The organism is Actinokineospora enzanensis DSM 44649, from assembly GCF_000374445.1.
GTDB lineage: Bacteria > Actinomycetota > Actinomycetes > Mycobacteriales > Pseudonocardiaceae > Actinokineospora > Actinokineospora enzanensis.
On the sequence record NZ_KB894435.1, the window covers coordinates 32,263 to 51,427 of the forward strand.

The following is a 19,165-nucleotide window of genomic DNA, read 5'->3' on the forward strand; positions in this document are numbered from 1 at the left end:
GCAGATCGATTCAGTGGTGTCAAAGACATGTTTCCCAACGTTCACCCCGGCGCATCCACAGTGGACGGGTGACCGGGCTCGCCTCGGTGGGGTCGAACAGCACCGGGGCCGGGGTGACGTGGACCAGCAGCGCCTCGTGGTAGACCTCGTGGTCGGACAATATCCAGTCGTGCGGATATCCCGCCGTGCGCCAACGGGCGCGCCAGAGCGTGGTTTCCTCCGGCGCGGCGCGTTCGACCAGTTGGACGCGGTCGACGCGCAGGCCCCGTTCGGTGAGCAGCTCGGCGGCCAGACAGGCGAGCACGCCGCAGTCCAGGGTGCGGGTGGTGGGGATGTCGCACCAGGCCAGCGGCCAGGGGTTGGGGCCCCAGGCGAAGTAGCGGAACAACCAGTCCAGGCCGAAGGTCGTGACGTCCGCCCGCCGGGCGGGGGTGGCGCAGGCGCGGTCGTGCGCCAGCAGCCAGGAGCGGACGTCGGCGCAGGGCGGGCAGGAGTGGTGCGTGGTGAGGCGGGCAGGTGGGTGGGTAGGTACAACAGCAGGTGGGTGGGTAGGTACAACAGCAGGTGGGTGGGTGGGTACAACAGCGGGTGGGTGCGTAAATGTGACAGCGGACGGGTGCGCTGGGGAGATCACGGGCGCACCCCGAAGCGGTAGCTCATGCCCGCGTCGTACGCGCCCGCGTCCAGGAACAGGACGTGGTCCCCGGGGGCCAGCGCGGCGGGCAGGGCGACGCCCTCGCGCGGCTGGTCGTGCTCCATGCACAGCCTGCCCAGGATCACCTCGTCGCCGGGGCCAAGGCGCCGCCAGGACCCGCCCCGGCGGCGCCACAGCACCCGGTGCGGGTGGGTGACCCAGTCGGGCAGCTCGGCGACCGAGGCGTCCACCACGGCAGCCCGGCCGGACGGGTCCTCGCGCACGTCCAGGACCGTGGCGAACACCGCCATGGCCCGCTCCACCAGGAACTTCCCCGGCTCGAACAGGATCTCCTCCAGCGGGCCCAGCTCGCGGACCGCGACCCGGGCGGCGCGGCCGAGCAGGCCGCCGAGCACCGCGCGGGAGGTGCCGGGTACCCAGCCGCCGCCCAGGTCGACGCAGCTCACGCGGGTGTCGGTGCGGGCGCACAGGTCGGCGGCGACGGTGATGGCCGCGGTGAACTCGCGCAGCCACACCCGGGGGCCGATGCGGCTGGCGGCGTGGTGGAAGTGCAGGCCGAGGCGCGACACGGCGGCGGCACGCAGCGCGTCGGCGACCCGCCGGTAGGTGACCGGGTGGGTGACGTCGACGCCGAAGCGGGAGGTCAGGTCGCTGGGGGCGAGCCGCAGGCCGAGCACGTCGGTGTGCACCAGGCCGCGGCCGACCAGGTCGACGGTGCGCTCCAGGTCGGTGAGCGAGTCGCAGAACACGGCGCCGAACTTGGTGGGGCCGCCGTCGAAGCGCCACCACTTGGCCGGGCCGGTGAGCACCACGTGGTCGGCCGGGAACCCGGCGTCCGCGCAGAACGCGGCCTCGGACTGGGAGATCACCTCGACCAGCGCGCCGCGCCGCAGCACGGTGTCCAGGACGCGCCGGTCCGGGTTCGTCTTGACCGAGTAGGCGAAGCGGGTGCGGACGCCGGTCGCGTGCGTGACGTCCTGGCACACGCCGGTCAGTACGTCCATCGCGCGGCGCAGCGCCCCCGGGAACAGCACGCGCGCGGGTGAGACGCCCGGGTCGACCGGCAGCGCGGCGGCGACGTCGCGCGCGGTCTCTTCATCCGGTTCGCCGGTTTCCGCGTGCGGGACCGGGGTGACCAGCCGCCGGGCGAGGACCGGCATCTCCGACGGGTGCTTCCCGCTGGCGGGCACCGGCGGTGTCACACGGGCGGCGGCGGTGAGCACGGCGGCGGTGCGCGGGGTCACCGGGATCTCCTCCACGGTCCGGACGAACCCGCTCGCGTACGCCTTCTCCTTGCCCTGCTGGGTGATCCCGGTCGCGGCGGCCACGAGCCGGGCGGGCAGGTTGGCGCCGGTGAGTGTCGCGCCGTGCACCCATGCCGGGAAGCGCGGGTTCACCTCCAGCAGATAGCGCTCCCCGGTCCGGGTGTCGCGCACGATCTCGACCTCTCCCCCGCCGGTCCATCGCGTGGCGCGCGCGAACTCCGTCACGCGGCGCAGTCCGTCCGCCCGCACCGGTTCGACGGTTCCCGCCCAGGTCTTGCCTTCCTCGGTCACCATCGTCTTGCGCATGGCGCGCGCGCCCAGCAGTTCACCGTCGAGCGCGGCGAACACCACCGATTCCTCCACTCCGGCGATGTGCCGTTGCACCAACACGTCCTCGTCCCCCCAGGTGGCGCGGATATGCCCCAGAGCGTTGAACAACTCCACGCGCGTTGTGGCGAATACCGCCTGATAGCGCGACCCCTTCACCCACACCTGCCAGCCGTGCGCGGCCGCGAACTCCGCGGCTTCCTCGATCCCACCGACCCGTCGGTACTCCGGCACGGACAGGCCGAGCAGTTCCGCGGCACCCACCCCGGGTTTGACCACGAGCGCGAACGCGGCCGCGGGGGGCAGCAACAGCGCGGGGTGTCCGGGGTGGTGGGTGGCGAGCAGTCCGGCCTCCAGGTCCAGTCCCGGCAGGAACACCGCCCCCGAGGACTCCACGATGGACACCAGACCCGAGCACAGCCCCGCCAGGTCCGCGGTGTCCCAGCCGGGTCTGATGTGCACGCGGTCGAACACGGTGGCGCTCAGGCCGGTGGCGCGCGGCGAGTAGTCCAACGCCGAGAGCCACAGCCGCGGCCACGCCAGCCTCAGCGACCGTGCCAGGCCCAGCCCCGGCGACGGATTGGGTCCACTATGGACTCCGGACAGCACGACCGCGGGCAACCCGCGCGGTGCGGCGGACACGGTGCCAGACAAGGCGTCCTCTCACTGCCCCAGGGCGAAGTAGGCGGCCAGGCGCGCGTCCTCGCGCACCCGCAGCTCCGACCACAGCGCCTCGTACTCGGGGCGCGGCAGCTCGGAGTAACCGTCGTTGTGGTCGGAGTAGTCCTGGAAGGCGGTCGCGCTCAGCTCGGCCGCGGACATCCGGGCGCGACCCGCCGCGACCGCGCCGCGCTCGCCGAGCGGCGTGCGCGGCAGCGGGTAGTAGCGGTAGGCGTCGAAGGCGAGCCGGGGCACGGCGTCGATCAGCGCCAGGGTCTCGCGGGCCTGCGCGGCGCCCTCCCCCGGCCAGCCGATGCCGATCGAGGCGCGGATCACGAACCCCAGGTCCATGGCCCGGTTGAGCACCTCGGCAGGCGGCCGCCGCAGCGACCCCTTGGCCAGCCTGCCGCGGGTGGCCGCGGCGGCCGACTCGACGCCGACGTAGAGGGCGCGGAACCCGGCCCGGTGCATCGTCGCGAGCAGGTCCGGATAGCGGTCCAGATCGGTCAGCTGCGCGTCGCAACCGAACCGGAATGGACTGCCTTCGGCGATCTGGCGCGCGCAGAAGTCGCGAACCCGGACCTGTCTCGCGTCGATGAAACAATCGTCTACGAAGTAGAACCCACGTGCGCCGGTGACGTCATTGAGCGTGTGCAGATCCACGTGCAGTTTCGGCGCCGACACATACCGGAAGCGCGCGCCCGGGTACTGGGCGTTGAGATAGCAGAATGTGCAGCGGCGAGTGCAGCCACGCGCGGAGGCGACGTGCAGTCCGGGCACGCCCATGTTCGGCCAGTACCTGCCCGGACTCACGTAGTCGGACAACTCCGGCCACCAGCTCGGCACACCGACCTCGTCCAGGTCGGGTGGCTCGTGTCCCTCGATGAGCCCGGCGGGCCGGGGGCGGGCGGCCAGCCAGGACACCAGCGCCTGCTCGCCGTCGCCGCGGAACAACGCCGACACACCGCGCCAGATCGGGGCTTCCGGGTCGGGGAACGTGCTGACCAGCGGTCCGCCCGCGACCACGGGCAGGTCCGGGTCGACCGCGGTCAGGTGGTCGACGGCGGCCCGGAACCGGCGGGCGCCGACGCCCTGCTTGGCGGTCAGCCCGACCACCGTGGGCCGGGTGTCCGCGAGCGCGGCGTCCAGGCTCGCGGCGAGGTCGGCGCCGTTGAGGTCGAGCGCGCGCACCTCGTGCCCGGCGGCGCGCAGCGCGGCACCCAGGCACAACACGCCCCACGGCGGAAATGCGACGGGATTGCCGTCGTCGTGGATCCCCGGGTGCGCTAGCAGAACCCGCTCACGGTCCATGCGACTCCCTTCACCACATCGCGCATCGGGGGCGGGCAGACCCCTGTTACCCATTCCGTAACCCTGTACTCGATCCGGTGACACCCTCGATCACACGTTGTCATCGGGTATTGCGGTCGACGACGGGAACCATTTCGGGAACCGCCGCCGAAGCCTGACCGGGTGTGACGGGAATGCGTCATGCCACTGGGCCGAAAGGGTATTCCCGGCCCGCGGCGATCATCGTTCGCAGCGGACGCCCACCGGGAGTCGACCATCGTGTCGTTTTCTCGCTGGTACGGGCCGCCCGCGCGAGCGATGCTGGACGTCATGCACTCCGACACCGAACGGTGCGTCCGCGCCGTCCAGTCCAAGGACGCGCGGTTCGACGGCTGGTTCTTCACCGCCGTGCTCACGACCCGGATCTACTGCAGGCCGAGCTGCCCCGTGGTGCCGCCCAAGCCGCACAACATGCGGTTCTACCCGAGCGCGGCCGCCGCGCAGCAGGCCGGTTTCCGGGCGTGCAAGCGGTGCAGGCCGGATGCCACGCCCGGCTCGCCGCAGTGGAACGAGCGCGCCGACCTGGTCGGCCGGGCCATGCGGCTGATCGCCGACGGCGTGGTGGACCACGGCGGGGTGCCCGCGCTGGCCGCCCGGCTGGGCTACAGCGTGCGCCAGGTCGAGCGGCAGCTGCGCGCGGAGCTGGGCGCCGGTCCGCTGGCCCTGGCGCGGGCCCAGCGCGCACAGACCGCCCGGGTGCTGATCGAGACCAGCGCGCTGCCGATGACCGAGGTGGCCATGGCCGCGGGGTTCGGCAGCATCCGCACGTTCAACGACACGGTCCGCGAGGTGTTCGCCCTCTCCCCCACCGACCTGCGCAGACGCTCGGCGGGCCGGGACCGGCCGACGATCGGCGAGCTGTCCGTGCGGCTGCCGTTCCGGGCGCCGCTGTGCCCGGACAACCTGTTCGGCCACCTCGCCGCCACCGCCGTGCCCGGGGTCGAGGAGTGGCGGGACGGCGCCTACCGCCGCACCCTGCGCCTGCCGCACGGGCACGGCGTGGTGGGCCTGCGGCCGCTGCCCGAGCACATCCGCTGCGACCTCGCCCTGACCGACCTGCGGGACCTGTCGGTGGCGATCAGCCGGTGCAGGCGGCTGCTCGACCTGGACGCCGACCCGGTCGCGGTGGACGAGCTGCTGGCCCAGGACCCGGCGCTGACCGCGCTGGTGGCCAAGAACCCGGGCAGGCGGGTGCCGCGCACGGTCGACGGCGCGGAGCTGGCCGTGCGCGCGGTGCTCGGCCAGCAGGTGTCCACCCAGGCCGCGCGTACGCACGCGGGCAGGCTGGTCGAGGCGCACGGCGAGCCCGTCGCCGACCCCGGCGGCGGCCTGACCCACCTGTTCCCGGAGACGGCCGCGCTCGCCGAGCTGGACCCCGAGCGGCTGGCCCTGCCGCGCAGCCGCCGCACCACCCTGACCGGCCTGGTCGCCGCGCTGCCCCGGATCGACCTGTCCCCCGGCGGCGACCGGCAGGCCGCCCGCGACGACCTGCTCGCGCTGCCCGGCATCGGCCCGTGGACAGTGGAGACGGTGGCCATGCGCGCGCTCGGCGACCCCGACGCGTTCCTGGCCAACGACCTGGGCATCCGCCTCGCCGCCGAGCACCTGGGCCTGCCCACCACCCCCGCCGGGCTCACCGCCCGCGCGGCGGCCTGGCGGCCCTGGCGCGCCTACGCCGTGCAGTACCTGTGGGCGACGAGCGACCACCCCATCAACATCCTGCCCGTCTGAACCATCTGTCGAAAGGAAGCCAGTGACCACCCCCGTCCGGCTCGCCGAGCCCGGCCCCGGTCCCACCCGCTACACCACCGTCGGGTCCGTCATCGGCGAGCTGCTGCTGACCGGCGACGGCACGTCCCTGACCGGCGTCTACATGGGCCTCGACCACCGGCACTTCACCGGCATCGGCGCCGACTGGGTGCCCGACCCGGCCCCGTTCCGCGCGGTCGCGGCCCAGCTGGCCGCCTACCTGGCGGGCGAGCTGCGCGAGTTCGACCTGCCGCTGGCGCCGCGCGGCACACCGTTCCAGCGCGAGGTGTGGACGGCACTGACCACCATCCCGTGGGGACACACCACCACCTACGGCTCGCTCGCCCACCGGCTGGGTCGCCCGACCGGGTCACGCGCGGTCGGCATGGCCAACGGCCGCAACCCGGTCTCGATCGTCATCCCCTGCCACCGGGTCATCGGCGCCGACGGCTCGCTCACCGGCTACGGCGGCGGCCTGCCGCGCAAACGCCACCTGCTGGCGCTGGAGGGACTCACGCTCGTGTGAACCCACGCACGGACACGCGGTACACGGGCCCGCATCGGGTACGCCCCTCTGCGACGGAGGGAGGTCCCGGTGTCCGAGACCTGGACGCGGACCGCGACCGCGCTCGCGGTCTACGCGGTGTTCCTGCTGGTCGAGCGGCTCGCCCTGCGCGCGGTGCGCGGGCTGGGCAGACGCGCGGTGGTGCTGTCGTCGCTGTCGGAGCACACCCGCGCGCCGCTGCGCTGGTTCATGGCGGCGGTGGTGCTGTGGTCGACCGTGCGGGAGGTGCTGCCGCACGCGCTCGACCACCTGCTGTCGTTGGCGTTGATCGCCACCGGCGCGTGGCTGCTGGCCGGGACTCTGGTGTCGGTAGAGCACACTGTGCTGTCGCGGCTGCGGGTGAACGAGCGGGACAACCGGCACGCGCGCCGCATGCAGACCCAGATCACCCTGGTCCGCAGGGTGACCGTGGCGGCGGTCGCCGCGCTGGCGTTCGCCGCGATGCTGATGACGTTCCCGGCGGCGCGCACGGCGGGCACCAGCCTGCTGGCCTCGGCGGGGGTCATCGGTGCGATCGCCGCGTTGGCCGCGCAGTCCCTGCTGGGCAACGTGTTCGCCGGGCTGCAGATCGCGTTCAGCGACGCGATCCGGTTGGACGACGTGGTCATCGTGGAGGGTGAGTGGGGGCGGATCGAGGACATCACGCTCACCTACCTGGTCGTGCACATCTGGGACGACCGGCGGCTGGTGATCCCGACCGCGCGGTTCATGTCCCACCCGTTCGAGAACTGGACCCGCCGCGAGGCCGCGCTACTCGGCACAGTGGAACTCGATGTGGACTGGGCGATGCCCGTGGACCGGATGCGCGCGGAGCTGCGGCGGATCGTGGAGGACAACACGGAACTGTGGGACGGCCGGGTGTGTGTCCTGCAGGTGACCGAGGCGGTGCACGGCATGGTCCGCGTGCGGGCGTTGATGAGCGCGGCGGACGCGCCGACGTTGTTCGACCTGCGTTGTCTGGTGCGGGAACGGTTGGTGGCGTGGACAACCAGCGAACACCCCTACGCGGTTCCCCGCCTGCGCACCGAACCCGTCGGGCACGGTCCGCGCCACCACGAGGAGGCCGAACCGGACCGGTTGTTCGGCGACACCCCGGACGGGCGTAAACGAGTTCACGCGTTCAGCGATCACTGATACAACCGTCCACATGCCCTACACCCATGCGAGTCCCCACAATGAAGGCATGCTCGACGTCGGCCAGGGCAACCGGATCCACTGGTCGGAAGTCGGGAATCCCCAGGGCAAACCGGCGCTGGTCGTGCACGGCGGTCCCGGCAGCGGCGCCAACCCTCGCAGCGCGGAGTTCTTCGACCCCGCGCGCTACCGCGTGATCTCCTACGACCAGCGCGGCTGCGGGCGCAGCACCCCGCACGCGAGCGACCCGGCCACCGATCTGGCGCACAACACCACCCACCACCTCATCGCCGACATGGAGCTGCTCCGCGAGCACCTGGGTGTCGACCGCTGGCTGGTGTCCGGCGGCTCCTGGGGTTCCACGCTCGCGCTCGCCTACGCGCAGGCGCACCCGGCGCGGGTCAGCGAGATCGTGCTGTCCGGCGCCACCACCACGTGCCGCCGCGAGGTGGAGTGGATCACCGGCGGCGTCGGCCGGTTCTTCCCGGAGGCCCTGGAACGATTCCGCGCGGGCGTGCCGGAGTCCCTGGGCGACCACGGCGACAACATCGCGGGCGCGTACGCGCGGCTCATGAACGACCCCGACCCTGCGGTGCGCGAGAAGGCGATCGACGACTGGACCGCCTGGGAGGACACGGTCATCTCCCTGGAACCGAACGGGGACCCGGCCGCCTACAGCGCCCGCCCGCGCGACGACCTGCGCGCGATGGTCCGGCTGGTGACCCACTACTGGGGCGCGGCGGCGTTTCTGGGAGAGGACCAGATCCTGCGCGAGGCGCACCGGCTCGCGGGTATCCCGGGCGTGATCCTGCACGGCAGACACGACCTGGGCGGGCCCGTGGAGGTGGCCTGGAACCTGGCGAGGGCCTGGCCGGACGCGGAGCTGATCGTCGTCGAGGACTCCGGACACACCGGCAGCGACGAGTTCCATCGGCGCAAGCAGGAGGTCATGGACCGCTTCGCGGACCGCTGACCCGGAGTCTCAGGGTCGGGTGAACCAGGCGGTGAACGTCGTCCGACCATCGGTCACGGCCAGGTTCACCTGGTCTGCCAGCGCCCGCACGATCGCCATGCCCCGACCGGCCAGCACGACCCCGGACGCGGGCACCCGCCAGCCGCTCTCGTCGACCACGGTCACCACGACGACCTCGTCGTCCACGTGCGCGCTCAGGCTCAACACGGTGGCGCGCAACGCCTCCGGGCCGCCCAGCTCACCGTTGGCGATGGCGTTGCTCATCGCCTCGTCCGCCGACCACACCGCGTCGTCGCGGATGTCGGCCGGGATCCCCACCCGGACGAGCCACTCGGCCAGGGCGTGCCGCGCGCGGTGCAGGTGCCCCGGTTCGGCAGGCACGGTCAGGGCCCACACCTCGACCACCGGCGATTCCTTCATGTGCTGGTAATACCTCGCGTGCCGGGGGTGAAACGTCGGGCCGTCCCCGCTCAGGCGACGCCCGCGATCGCCTCGTGGTGGCCGGGTTCCAGCAGCGTGAGCAGCAGGCCCTCCTTGGTCGACCACGGGCTGATCTCCACCCGGTCGTGGCCGGTGACGCCCATCAGCGCGCGGGCCGCCACGGCCCCGGCCAGCGACTGCTCGGCGCGGTGCCGGGAGATGCCGGGCAGCTTGGCCCGGCGGCGGGCCGAGAGCCGGGCCAGCCGGGGGATCCAGCGGTCCAGGTCGGCCGCGCGCAGGGCGGGCGCGTCGGCGAGCCGGGCCAGCTGCTGGAACACCTTCGAGCAGCCGATGGCGCGGCCGCCGACCAGCACGGCCAGCTCGTCCGCAGGCAGCGCGGCCCGGATCAGCCGCTCCAGGTCCGCGCGGCCCTCGGCGTCGGTGCCCAGCGCGGTGAGCGTGCGGGCGCCGTAGGGCAGCGAGCGGGCGACCAGCGGTCGGTCGGCGTCGCCCGCCGCCAGCTCCACCGTGCCGCCGCCGACGTCCAGGACCGTCAGCGCGCCCGCCGACCAGCCGAACCAGCGGCGGGCGGCCAGGTAGGCCAGCCGGGCCTCCTGGGTGCCGGTGAACCGGCGCAGCGTGACGCCGGTGCGGCGGGCGACCTGGCGGACGATCTCGTCGGCGTTGGCCGCGTCGCGGATGGAGGAGGTGGCGAACGGGATGACGTCCGGCAGCGACACCCCGACCCGGGCGGCCCGGCGGCGGATCGCGGCGACCGCACCTGCGACCGCCTCGATACCGTCCCGGGTGAGACTGCCGGAATCGTCGTAGCTCTTGTCCAGCCGCAGCCGGATCTTGTGCGAATGCACCGGGTCGCGCGGGGAACCCCGTTCCGCGTCGACCACGAGGAGATGCGCGCTGAAGCAGCCGACGTCCAGCACACCCACGGTGCTGGTCGGTCGGCGCATGTCATCTCCCGGCGGTAGAGAAAGCTGCAAAAGCTATCTTTACCCGACAGCGGCGTCCGGCAAACCCCCGATCATGTAAGAAATTTGCACCCGTTTCCCGAACGTACATTGTGCGATCAAGGAATGTCCTGTCGCCAGAACACCTTCGAGTGACCGAATGCCCTACCCGCGCGCGCACCGGCCTCGACCGGGTATGGCGGATGTCACCCGTGTGGCAGAGTGACGGGGTGAGCAGCGACGAGGTCCGCGACGGAGTGTCGCTGACCAACCTCGACCAGCCCCTGTTCGACGACGCCGAGGCCACCAAGCGGGACCTGGTCGAGTACCTGGACGCGGTGCGCGAGCGGATGCTGCCCGGCCTGCGCGACCGGCCGCTGTCGGTGCAGCGGATCCGGCCGGGACAAGGGCCGTTCATGCAGAAGAACGTCCCCAAGTACACGCCGGAATGGGTGCGCACCGAACGGATGTGGGCGGAAAGCTCCAAACGGCAGATCGCCTACGCCGTGTGCGACGACCGCCGCACTCTGCTCTGGTTCGGCAATCAGCGCGCGGTCGAATACCACGTGCCGCTGACCCGGCTCGGCGAAGCCCACCAGACCCATTTGGTACTCGATCTCGACCCGCCGGAGGGCGCCGGGTTCGACGCCGTTGTCGCGGCCGCCGATGTGGTCCGCCGGGCGTTGGCGAACGACGGCCTTTCCGGCGCGGTGAAAACCAGCGGCGCCAAGGGAGTGCACATTCTCGTGCCGCTCGCCCCCGCCGACCACGACGACGTCGCCGCCGCGACCCGCGCGCTGGCCGCCCGCGCGGAACGGATCGACCCGTCCGTGGCGACCACCGCCTACATCAAGGACGACCGGGGCGGGAAGGTGTTCGTCGACTCGACCCGTGCCTACGGCGCCACCGTCGTGGCCGCGTACAGCCCGCGCATCCGGCCCGGCACGCCGGTGTCGTTCCCGGTGCCCTGGGCCGACCTGCCCACCGTGACGCCCCGGGACTTCACCCTGCACACCGCGCTCGCGGCACTGGGCGAGCGGGACCTGTGGGCGGAGCTGATGCCGGACCCGCAGGCGCTGCCCGAGGACCTGGTGGCGGAGGGGCGGACCATCCCGGTGGCCCGCGTGCAGGCGATGCACGAGGGCAAGCGGCGGGCCCGCGCCCGCGAGGCCGCCCAGGAGTCCTGAGATCCGACAGTCCTGATCCGGTAGCCCCGAGAGCCAGCAGCCCTGAGATCCGGCAGCCCCGGAGTCCCGGAGCCCTGGAACGGCCGAACCGGTCCGCGAGTGCGCGGACCGGTTCGCTTCGTGACAACCGCTAGTGCACCCACTCCCGGTCGGGGGGCGAGGGGTCGAAGTAGTGGCGGTGGAACGTGTGCGCGTCGGCGACGAACAGCCCGGCATGCCCGAGGACCAGGAACCCGTCGGCGGGCAGCGGGTACCGGCCGGAGCCGTCGCCGAGCACGCCGGTGGGCGTGTCGCCGTGCGTGGTGACCGCGAAGGTCACCTCCGGGGCCACCCGGCCCTGTTGGCGGAGCGCGGTGACCCACTGGCCGATCGCGGGCAGGTCGACGGGATCGGTGTTGTGCGCGGCTTGGACGGGAGTGGGCCATGGCAGGTAGTACCTGGCTATGGCGTCCCTCGGCATGGCGTCCCTGGACCGTCCCCTGGAATCCCCTTTCACGCCTCGAACACTAGCACATTGTTCGAACACATGTTCGAACACTAGGCCAGCTTGCGGACCGTCGTCACCAGTTCGGGGAGGGGGTCGTCCGCCTCTCGCGACCGGTGCAGGGCCGCCCGGCCCGCGGGGCCGCGCAACAGGTTGGCCAACCGGGCGGGGACGGCGACGGTCAGCAGGATGCCGCGCCCCTCGAACCCCTCCACCAGCCAGGCCACCCAGGGCAGCTGCAGGTTCGAGGTGGGACTGAAGAACACCGGCCGGGCGCCCTGGAACGCCACGTCGTAGATGCCGAACCGGCTCCAGTTGGTGATCGTCATGGTCTTGCGGTCCGGGTCGAACCCGATCGGGATGCACTCGCCCAGCCGGGCACGCCCGATCGACTCCAGGAACGCCCGGTTGGCGCGCAGGTTCAGGTGCGCGCGCGGGAAGTCCTCCACCGCCTCGCGGATCCGGGTGGCCACCGCGACCGTGTCGGCGCCCGCGGGCGAGGTTATGAAGATCTCGCTGACCAGGTTGCCGACCACGCCCGGGTCGATGCCCAGGAAGCGCCGCACGTTGACCGGCATGGCCAGGCTCCGGGTCTCGGCGCTCTCGGCGGTGTCGCCGTCCAGACCGCGCAGGGTGGTGGCCACGTGCGCGCACAGCACGTCGTTGGTCGAGAGCTTGCGGCAGGCGGCCGTGCTCGCCTCCTCGCGCAGGCGGGCGATCTCGGCGTCGCCGAAGAACACCTGGACCGTGCGGTTGGCGCGGGGGGCGGCGTCGATCTCGGCGGTGAGCCGGGCGGCCTGCTCGGGGGTCTGGAGGCGGAAACCGGGACGGCCGGAGTCGGTCTCGGGCAGGGACTCGTCCAGATAGGCGTCCGGGTCGACCAGGGTGGTGATCTCCGGCCGGTCCACCCCCTCCACCTCGGCCGACCAGGCGCGCACCAGCAGCATGAAGCTGGCCAGGTCGCCGACCGAGTGGTGGAACGAGCAGCCCAGCGCGCAGGTGCCGTCGGCGAGCCTGGTCAGCCGCACGGTCAACAGCGGCAGCCCACCCTGGCGCGCGGCGTTGGAGGCGACGTGGTCGACGAACCCGGCGTTGGGCAGCGTCACCCGGCTGATCGCCTTGGGCAGCGTGTCGTCCAGGTCGTAGGTCTCCAGCGGGATGCCCGCGTCGTCGCAGACGATCTCCAGCCGGTCGCCGACGGTGCGCAGCCGCCCGGCGAACGCGGGGACGGCGGCCAGCGCGCGGGACAGGCCCGCGGCGAGCACCTCGTCGTCGAGCACGCGGTCGAAGAAGAACACCACGGACACGGGCACATCGGCGATGACCGTGTCGGTCACCCCGCAGGTGATGACCGTCCCGGGCGCGTGCCCCGCGCGGACGGTCCGGGACGAGCGCAGTTCCGGCCAGCCGCTCACGCGCGGCGCCGGGGGGTGCAGACGGTCATCGGGGTTCCTTTCCCTGCGGGGTAGGGGAACCGTAAGTCAGCGGGCGGGCGCGGAGAAGACTCCGTTCACACCAATTCCCACTACGGGAAACGCCGGTCCCTGGCGGAAAGCACCCGGAACCGGCGTCATCCCGAAACGTCCTAACAGGACAGCTCGCGGGCCAGTGCCTTGATCAGCTCGCCGTCCGCGGTGTCGGCGTCCAACGACCAGATCATCACACCGCCGAGGTCGCGGTCGTTGACGTAGCGGGCCTTGCGCCGCATCTCGGTCGGGTCGTCGTAGGTCCAGAACGTGCTGCCGTCGAACAGCCAGGCGTGCCCGGCGCGCTCATCGCGGTAGATCTTGTACTGGCCGACCTTCGACTTGAGCACCTTGTAGTCCTCGGTCCCGGCCTCGTAGGTGGCGGGCGCGGGGCCGGTGGCGGTCTGGAACAGGCCGTGGTTCGCGTTGGTCACGCCGGTCCAGCCGCGGCCGAAGAACGGCACGCCGAGCACGAGCTTGTCGCGCGGGGCGCCACGCTTGAGATAGTCGTCGACCACGGTCTCGGAGCTGAAGCCGGGGGCCGGGGTCGGGTCGCCCTTGGGGGTGCGCAGCGAGGACTGCGCGTTCGTGGTCGACTCCCACGAGCCGTGGTAGTCGTAGCCCTGCAGGGTGCCGAAGGTCAGGTAGCGGAAGACCTTCGAGACCTCGAACCCCTTGTCGATCTGGTTGGGGTTCGCGGGCAGGAACGCGGTCAGGTCGCCGTGCTGGCGGCGCGGCAGCCGGTCGAGCTGCTTGCGGTACTCCTTCACCAGCTCGGTGAAGTTCCCCTTGTCCTCCGGCCGGATGACGTTGCCGTCGTTGGCGGGGCTGCCCGGCCACTCCCAGTCGAGGTCGATGCCGTCGAAGATGCCCGCGGCCACGCCCGGCCCGGCGACGTCGCCCTTGATCCACTGGTCGATGCAGGACTTCACGTGGTCGGCGCGCGACTGCGGGGTGAGCGCGGCGTTGGAGAAGTACTTGGAGCCGGACCAGCCGCCGAGGGAGATGTAGACGCGCAGGTCCGGGTACTTCTTCTTGAGCTTCCTGAGCTGGTTGAGGTTGCCCGCGAGCGCCTGTCCCGGCGCGTCGGCGACCCCGTCCACGCTCTGCTCGGCGGCGAACGGCTTCTGGTAGTCGGCCCAGGCGTCCGCGCTGACGCACTTGCCCTGCTCGTCGAGGAACCCGAAGGCGTAGTTCAGGTGCGTGAGCCGGGCGGCGGTCCCGCTGGTGACCAGATCGCGGACGTTGTAGTTGCGCCCGTAGATCCCCCACTGGGTGAAGTACCCGACGACCCTGGCCCTGTCGTGGTGGGACTCGTGCGCCTGCGCCTGCGGCGCGGCGATGGTCGCGGCGGCGACGACCATCCCGGTGAGCAGCCCGGCCGCTCGCCACTTTCTCGCCGTCATCGGTTCTCCCTCGCGGATGCCGGGTCGACACTCGACCCTTTGGTCTGGACCAAACTAGGCGGGCGACCCTGGGGCGGCTACGGCCGAACGGCGCAATTCGGGCACCGCCCCCGACCGGGTCTTCCACTGTGGACCTCGGGGTCGGCTCATCCCCGGGGAGGAGACCGGGTCCCTTCGCCGGGGGGACGAGCGCCCGGCCCCGGATACCTAGCGTTTCCCCTGACAGTCATCAACGAGGGGGTTAGCGGTGTTTCGATGGGTGTGGACCGCGGTCCGGCCGGTGGGCGCGGTGCAGTGGTTCCTGTGGTGGTGCGGGGCGTTGTTGCTGGGCTCCGCGATGGTGCACGGGGTGGTCTTCCTCGTGGACGGCAGCAGCTGGCTCGGCTCGGTCAGCTGGCGCAAACCGGTGGTGTTCGGCGTCTCGTTCGGCACCCTGATGTGGTCGGCGGTGTGGATCCTGCGCAACCTCCCCCGCCGCTGGTGGGGCAGCGTGCTCGCGGTGCTGCTCGGCGTCTCCTCGGTCGTCGAGGTCACCGTGATCACCCTGCAACGCTGGCGCGGCGTGCCGTCGCACTTCAACGAGAGCACGGAGTTCGACGCGGGCATCTTCAGCATCATGGGCATGTCGGTCATGGTCGTGGCCCTGGCCATCACGGGCTTCCTGATCTGGTCCCTCTGCGAGTTCCGCGGCTCCCCGGTCACCCGGGTCGCCACCATCACCGGCCTGCTCGGCCTGGCGGGCGCGGGCTACCTCGGCCGCGACCTCATCGCCGCGGGCGACGCGGTCGTCGCCGCCACCGGCCACGTCCCGGAAGACCTGGTCTTCGGCGCCGCGGGCAGCGCCAAACTCGCCCACGCGATCGGCATCCACGGCATCCAGGTGCTGGCGGCCTGCGCGATCCTGCTGGACCACGGCACCCTGCCCGTCCGCACCCGCCTCACGACCATGCTCACCGCCGCCACCGGGTACGCGGCCACCTTCACCGCGATCACCGCCACGGCCTACGCGGGCCGCCCCTGGACCGACCCGCCCCTGCCCTGGGCCGCCCTGGGAATCCTCGGCGTGCTCCTGATCGCAGCCTGCCTGCTACGCGCCCTCCCCCGACGCTCCCCGACCCCGATCCCCGCCTGACCCGACAACGCACCTGGGCGCCGGTACCCCACCGGCGCCCACCCGCGCCTCTCCGACCCCCACCAGAACCGTTCCCGCCCCGACCTCGAACCCGACCCTACCGCCCCATTCCGGCACACCGACAAACCCGAACCCACCCCTGTGGACAACCTCCACACCCTGTGCACAACCCACCCACCCCAGACCAGGATCATCCCCGGCACGCGGCCCCTCCCACCCGGGGGCTGGCCCGCGCGTGAGCCTATCGCACCAGGTCAGAGCTCCGGAAGACACCGAAACGCGGCTGTGGATGAATCCGCCAGCATGTGGACAACTCGACCAGGACAGCACCAGCGACCCATGTCCCCGGTCACGCAAGAGGAAGGCGGTCGGCTGTGGACGAACCCCGGGGGATGTGGACGACTCGCCCCATGTGGTGGGCTGGCGCGGTGCGGATCGAGCGGCTGTGGCACCGGGTGACGGGCGTCGGACCCTCCTGGCTGGTCGACGGCGTCCTCGGCGCCGTGGCCTGCACGGCCCTCCTGAGCGTCGGTCCGACCACCCCCGGCTCGGTCGCCTGCGACGTCGGCGTCGCCATCGGTCTGGCCGCGAGCAGGCGCCTCCCGATGGCCGGCTACCTACTCGGCTCGGCCGCGTTGATGGCGCAGGGCCTGTGGAGCGAGCCGAACGTACTCGTGCCGTACGCCAACCTGATCGGCCTCTACAACCTCGGCGCGCATGCCACTCCACGACGCGCGCTCGTTGGTCCCGCGCTCGTAGTACCGGGCGTACTCGCCTTCAGTGCCCGCGAGCCCGTACCGATGGCCGCCGCAGTGGGCACTGTCTTCGTCTGGTTGCTGATCTGGGCTGTCGGCTTCGCAAGCGCGCGGGCGCGGGAACGACAGTCAGTGGAGGCAGCACTCACTCGCGCGGCAGCCGCGGCGGACGAGCGGGCGCGGATGGCGCGGGAGTTGCACGACCTGGTGGGGCACACTGTCAACGTGATGCTCGTGCAGGCGGGCGCGAGCAGGCTCGTGCTGGACACCGACCCCGAGCAGGCGCGCGCCCTGCTGTCCGGTGTGGAGCGCACCGGCCGCGAGGCGTTGGAAGAGCTGGACCGCGTGCTCGGCGGTCTCCGCCCCGACGACCCAGGCCCCGACCTCGAACGCCTGGCCGCGCGCATGGCGGAGGCGGACATGGCCGTCACGCTGGACATCGACGCCCCGGAACTGCCGGGCGCGGTCGAGCTGGCGGCGTACCGGATCGTGCAGGAGGCGCTGACCAACGCCCTCAAGCACGGCCGCGCCACGTCGGCGCACGTCACCGTCCGGCACTCGGCCGACGGGACGGTGATCGAGATCCGCGACAACGGCCGCGGCGCGCGCGCCTACCAGCCGGGCCGCGGCCTGACCGGCATCGCCGAACGCGCCGCCGTCCTGGGCGGCGCGGTGACCCACGGACCGGTCCCGGGCGGCGGATTCCAGGTCCGCGTGACCCTCCGGTGATCCGCGTACTGCTGGCCGACGACGACGCCCTCATGCGCGCGGGCGTCCGCGTCGTCCTGGGCACCGCGGGCGACATCGAGGTGGTCGACGAGGTCGGCGACGGCCTCAGCGCCGTCGAACGCACCCACGCCACCCACCCCGACGTGGTCCTCATGGACGTCCGCATGCCCGGCATCGACGGCGTCGAGGCCACCCGCCGCCTCGCCACCCTGTCGACCACCCGGATCCTCGTCCTCACCACCTTCCGCCACGACGACTACGTGTGGGGCGCCCTGCGCGCGGGCGCCGCCGGTTTCCTGCTCAAACGCGCCTCCCCGGAACGCCTGATTGACGCGGTCCGAACCGTGGCATCCGGCGACACCCTCCTCGACCCGGCCGTGACCCGGGACCTGGTCGAGCATTTCGTCCGCCGCACACCACAGATCGCGGACGACCCACGCATCACCCGCCTCACCGAACGGGAGACCCAGGTCCTGCGCCTCATCGCCGAGGGCCTGTCCAACGTGGAGATCGCCACGGCCCTGCACATCGCCGAATCGACGGCCAAGACCCACGTCAAACACGTCCTGGCCAAGATCGAAGCCCGCGACCGCACCCAGGCCGTGGTGATCGCCTACCGCACCGGCCTGGTCACCCCGTCCTGACCCGGTCCGTCCCACATGGACATTCCAACCACCCCGCCAAGATCACCCCTGCCCGCCTGGTCGCCGCCTCGTTTCGACCAAACCACCCGGCTCCACGCCCGGCGAACCCTCAGCCGCCGACTGTGGACGAATCCGACGACCTGTGGACAACCCGCCTCGCAGTCCCCGGCCACCACCAACCACACCCCGGCCACCCACCAAGATCATCCCCGGACACACGGCCCCTCCCACCCGGGGGCTGGCCCGCGCGTGAGCCTATTCGCCCAGGTCAGGGCTCCGGAAGAGCCGGCATCGGGGCTGTGGATGAATCGCGGGGGTTGTGGACAAGTCGAGCCCCAGGCATCAGGGCCGGGGCCCGGCGGAGGGTTATCCACATGCCGTCGATTTCATCCACAGCCGTGAGCGCAGCCCTTCCAGGCCCCTGACCAGGGTCGATAGGCTCACGCGCGGGCCAGCCCCCGGGTGGGAGGGGCCGCGTGTCGGGGATGATCTTGGTGGGGTGGGTAGCGGGTGGCGGGGTGGGTGGGAGTGGTTCCGGGGAAAGGGGATTCCCCGGAACCGGAAATCTCCGTCAGCAGGAGACCGTCACGTTCGGGGATTGCGCGACCAGCCGGAGCGGCGAGTTCCCGTAACCGGCCTTGGTGAAGACGGCCACCCCGGTCGCGTAATAGCTCAGTGCCACGCCAGGGCAGCCGTATACGGCGAACCGGTCGGCCGACTGGGCGTTGGGGAAGTTGTCGACGCGTTCGGCGATGTTGCCGCCGTTGGTGAGGTAGAGGGCGGCCGAGAGGTAGATGTTGTCCACCGGGGCCGTGCATTCCACGTGTGCGTCGACTCGGACGGCGCCGCTGCTCTGGGCCGGGTTGGTGAGGTAGCCGCCGCAGTAGATGATGTCGGTGAGGCCGTCGGTGGTCCTGGTGAGTTTCGTGGTGAAGGTGACCGGGTGCAGCGGGGTTCTCGCGGGCGCGGCGGAGGCCGGGGCGGCGAGGGTGGTGCCGACGGCGGCCGCGAGTGCGAGGGCGGCGGCCAGGCGGGGAACGGTGCGCATTGTCGGGCTCCGAAATGAGTTGAGTGTGGCTTCGGGTCACCCGTCGGGGTGATCTCCGGAATGACGCGGAAATGCTGGCACGACGAAACGAGCGCCCGCAATGGGTGCTTCTTTTCGGCGGGCGGAAGTCGGTTCGACTGCCCCGAATGGCATAGGCGACGGAACTCATTCGGTCGGCGTCGGAGGAAACCGGAGCGCTGCCGGAAACCGGGACTACCGTCCCCCGATATTCGTCCGGGTACCCCGACCGG

17 protein-coding genes are annotated in these 19,165 nt (G+C 72.0%); 8 read left to right on the plus strand and 9 right to left on the minus strand.

Annotated features, from left to right (window positions below; genetic code table 11):
- Positions 1 to 19: 19 nt before the first annotated feature.
- The 3 genes from C503_RS46340 to C503_RS0129655 are packed head-to-tail and all read right to left on the minus strand — an operon-like array spanning position 20 to position 4,218.
- A complete protein-coding gene (locus tag C503_RS46340; protein ID WP_156893610.1) occupies positions 20 to 634 on the minus strand; it encodes a hypothetical protein in 615 nt (204 codons plus the stop codon).
- Positions 631 to 2,889 (minus strand): ATP-grasp domain-containing protein, encoded by a 2,259-nt coding sequence (locus tag C503_RS43725; protein WP_018685857.1) that lies wholly within the window; start codon positions 2,887 to 2,889, stop codon positions 631 to 633. The genes C503_RS46340 and C503_RS43725 overlap by 4 nt, the downstream gene beginning before the upstream one ends.
- 21 nt (positions 2,890 to 2,910) lie before the next feature.
- Positions 2,911 to 4,218 (minus strand): B12-binding domain-containing radical SAM protein, encoded by a 1,308-nt coding sequence (locus C503_RS0129655; RefSeq protein WP_018685858.1) that lies wholly within the window; start codon positions 4,216 to 4,218, stop codon positions 2,911 to 2,913.
- Positions 4,219 to 4,527: 309 nt separating this feature from the next.
- Here C503_RS0129655 and C503_RS0129660 point away from each other — a divergent pair, with 309 nt between their 5' ends.
- The 4 genes from C503_RS0129660 to pip all read left to right on the plus strand — a co-directional run bounded on the left by C503_RS0129660 (position 4,528) and on the right by pip (position 8,678).
- Positions 4,528 to 5,988 carry a DNA-3-methyladenine glycosylase 2 family protein gene (locus C503_RS0129660; protein ID WP_026316827.1) on the plus strand — a complete coding sequence of 487 codons (1,461 nt, stop codon included), beginning with the start codon at positions 4,528 to 4,530 and terminating at the stop codon, positions 5,986 to 5,988.
- A 22-nt stretch (positions 5,989 to 6,010) separates the two neighbouring features.
- Positions 6,011 to 6,532, plus strand: coding sequence for a methylated-DNA--[protein]-cysteine S-methyltransferase (locus C503_RS0129665; RefSeq protein WP_018685860.1), 522 nt, complete (start codon positions 6,011 to 6,013; stop codon positions 6,530 to 6,532).
- Positions 6,533 to 6,601: 69 nt separating this feature from the next.
- Complete coding sequence (locus C503_RS0129670; protein ID WP_018685861.1) at positions 6,602 to 7,705, plus strand: mechanosensitive ion channel family protein; 1,104 nt, start codon at positions 6,602 to 6,604, stop codon at positions 7,703 to 7,705.
- 13 nt (positions 7,706 to 7,718) lie between these two features.
- Entirely contained in the window at positions 7,719 to 8,678 is a 960-nt protein-coding gene (gene pip, locus C503_RS41335) for a prolyl aminopeptidase (protein WP_033401187.1), read from the plus strand.
- Between the two features lie 9 nt (positions 8,679 to 8,687).
- Here pip and C503_RS0129680 read toward each other — a convergent pair whose 3' ends face one another.
- Both C503_RS0129680 and C503_RS0129685 read right to left on the minus strand, forming a co-directional pair.
- Positions 8,688 to 9,098, minus strand: a complete 411-nt coding sequence (locus C503_RS0129680; RefSeq protein ID WP_018685863.1) for an ATP-binding protein — start codon at positions 9,096 to 9,098, stop codon at positions 8,688 to 8,690.
- A gap of 50 nt (positions 9,099 to 9,148) precedes the next feature.
- Positions 9,149 to 10,066: a Ppx/GppA phosphatase family protein gene (locus C503_RS0129685; protein ID WP_018685864.1), complete on the minus strand. Its 918-nt coding sequence runs from the start codon at positions 10,064 to 10,066 to the stop codon at positions 9,149 to 9,151.
- A 227-nt stretch (positions 10,067 to 10,293) separates the two neighbouring features.
- Here C503_RS0129685 and C503_RS0129690 point away from each other — a divergent pair, with 227 nt between their 5' ends.
- Positions 10,294 to 11,250 carry a DNA polymerase domain-containing protein gene (locus C503_RS0129690; RefSeq protein ID WP_026316828.1) on the plus strand — a complete coding sequence of 319 codons (957 nt, stop codon included), beginning with the start codon at positions 10,294 to 10,296 and terminating at the stop codon, positions 11,248 to 11,250.
- 130 nt (positions 11,251 to 11,380) lie between these two features.
- On the opposite strand, the gene C503_RS0129695 is transcribed toward C503_RS0129690, so the two are convergent.
- From C503_RS0129695 to C503_RS0129705, 3 genes are all read right to left on the minus strand, one after another.
- Positions 11,381 to 11,710 carry a hypothetical protein gene (locus C503_RS0129695; protein ID WP_018685866.1) on the minus strand — a complete coding sequence of 110 codons (330 nt, stop codon included), beginning with the start codon at positions 11,708 to 11,710 and terminating at the stop codon, positions 11,381 to 11,383.
- Positions 11,711 to 11,787: 77 nt separating this feature from the next.
- The gene (locus tag C503_RS0129700; RefSeq protein WP_018685867.1) at positions 11,788 to 13,149 is read right to left on the minus strand and encodes an acyltransferase; all 1,362 of its coding nucleotides are present in this window, start codon (positions 13,147 to 13,149) and stop codon (positions 11,788 to 11,790) included.
- Positions 13,150 to 13,319: 170 nt separating this feature from the next.
- A complete protein-coding gene (locus tag C503_RS0129705; protein ID WP_018685868.1) occupies positions 13,320 to 14,606 on the minus strand; it encodes a glycoside hydrolase family 18 protein in 1,287 nt (428 codons plus the stop codon).
- 247 nt (positions 14,607 to 14,853) lie between these two features.
- Here C503_RS0129705 and C503_RS41340 point away from each other — a divergent pair, with 247 nt between their 5' ends.
- The 3 genes from C503_RS41340 to C503_RS0129720 all read left to right on the plus strand — a co-directional run bounded on the left by C503_RS41340 (position 14,854) and on the right by C503_RS0129720 (position 17,866).
- Positions 14,854 to 15,738 (plus strand): hypothetical protein, encoded by an 885-nt coding sequence (locus C503_RS41340; protein ID WP_156893611.1) that lies wholly within the window; start codon positions 14,854 to 14,856, stop codon positions 15,736 to 15,738.
- A 428-nt stretch (positions 15,739 to 16,166) separates the two neighbouring features.
- Positions 16,167 to 17,222, plus strand: coding sequence for a sensor histidine kinase (locus C503_RS41345; protein WP_169514625.1), 1,056 nt, complete (start codon positions 16,167 to 16,169; stop codon positions 17,220 to 17,222).
- Complete coding sequence (locus C503_RS0129720; RefSeq protein WP_018685871.1) at positions 17,219 to 17,866, plus strand: response regulator; 648 nt, start codon at positions 17,219 to 17,221, stop codon at positions 17,864 to 17,866. Before C503_RS41345 ends, C503_RS0129720 begins: the two co-directional genes overlap by 4 nt.
- Positions 17,867 to 18,437: 571 nt before the next feature.
- Here the strand turns inward: C503_RS0129720 and C503_RS0129725 are convergent.
- Positions 18,438 to 18,914 (minus strand): hypothetical protein, encoded by a 477-nt coding sequence (locus C503_RS0129725; RefSeq protein ID WP_018685872.1) that lies wholly within the window; start codon positions 18,912 to 18,914, stop codon positions 18,438 to 18,440.
- Positions 18,915 to 19,165 lie beyond the last annotated feature (251 nt).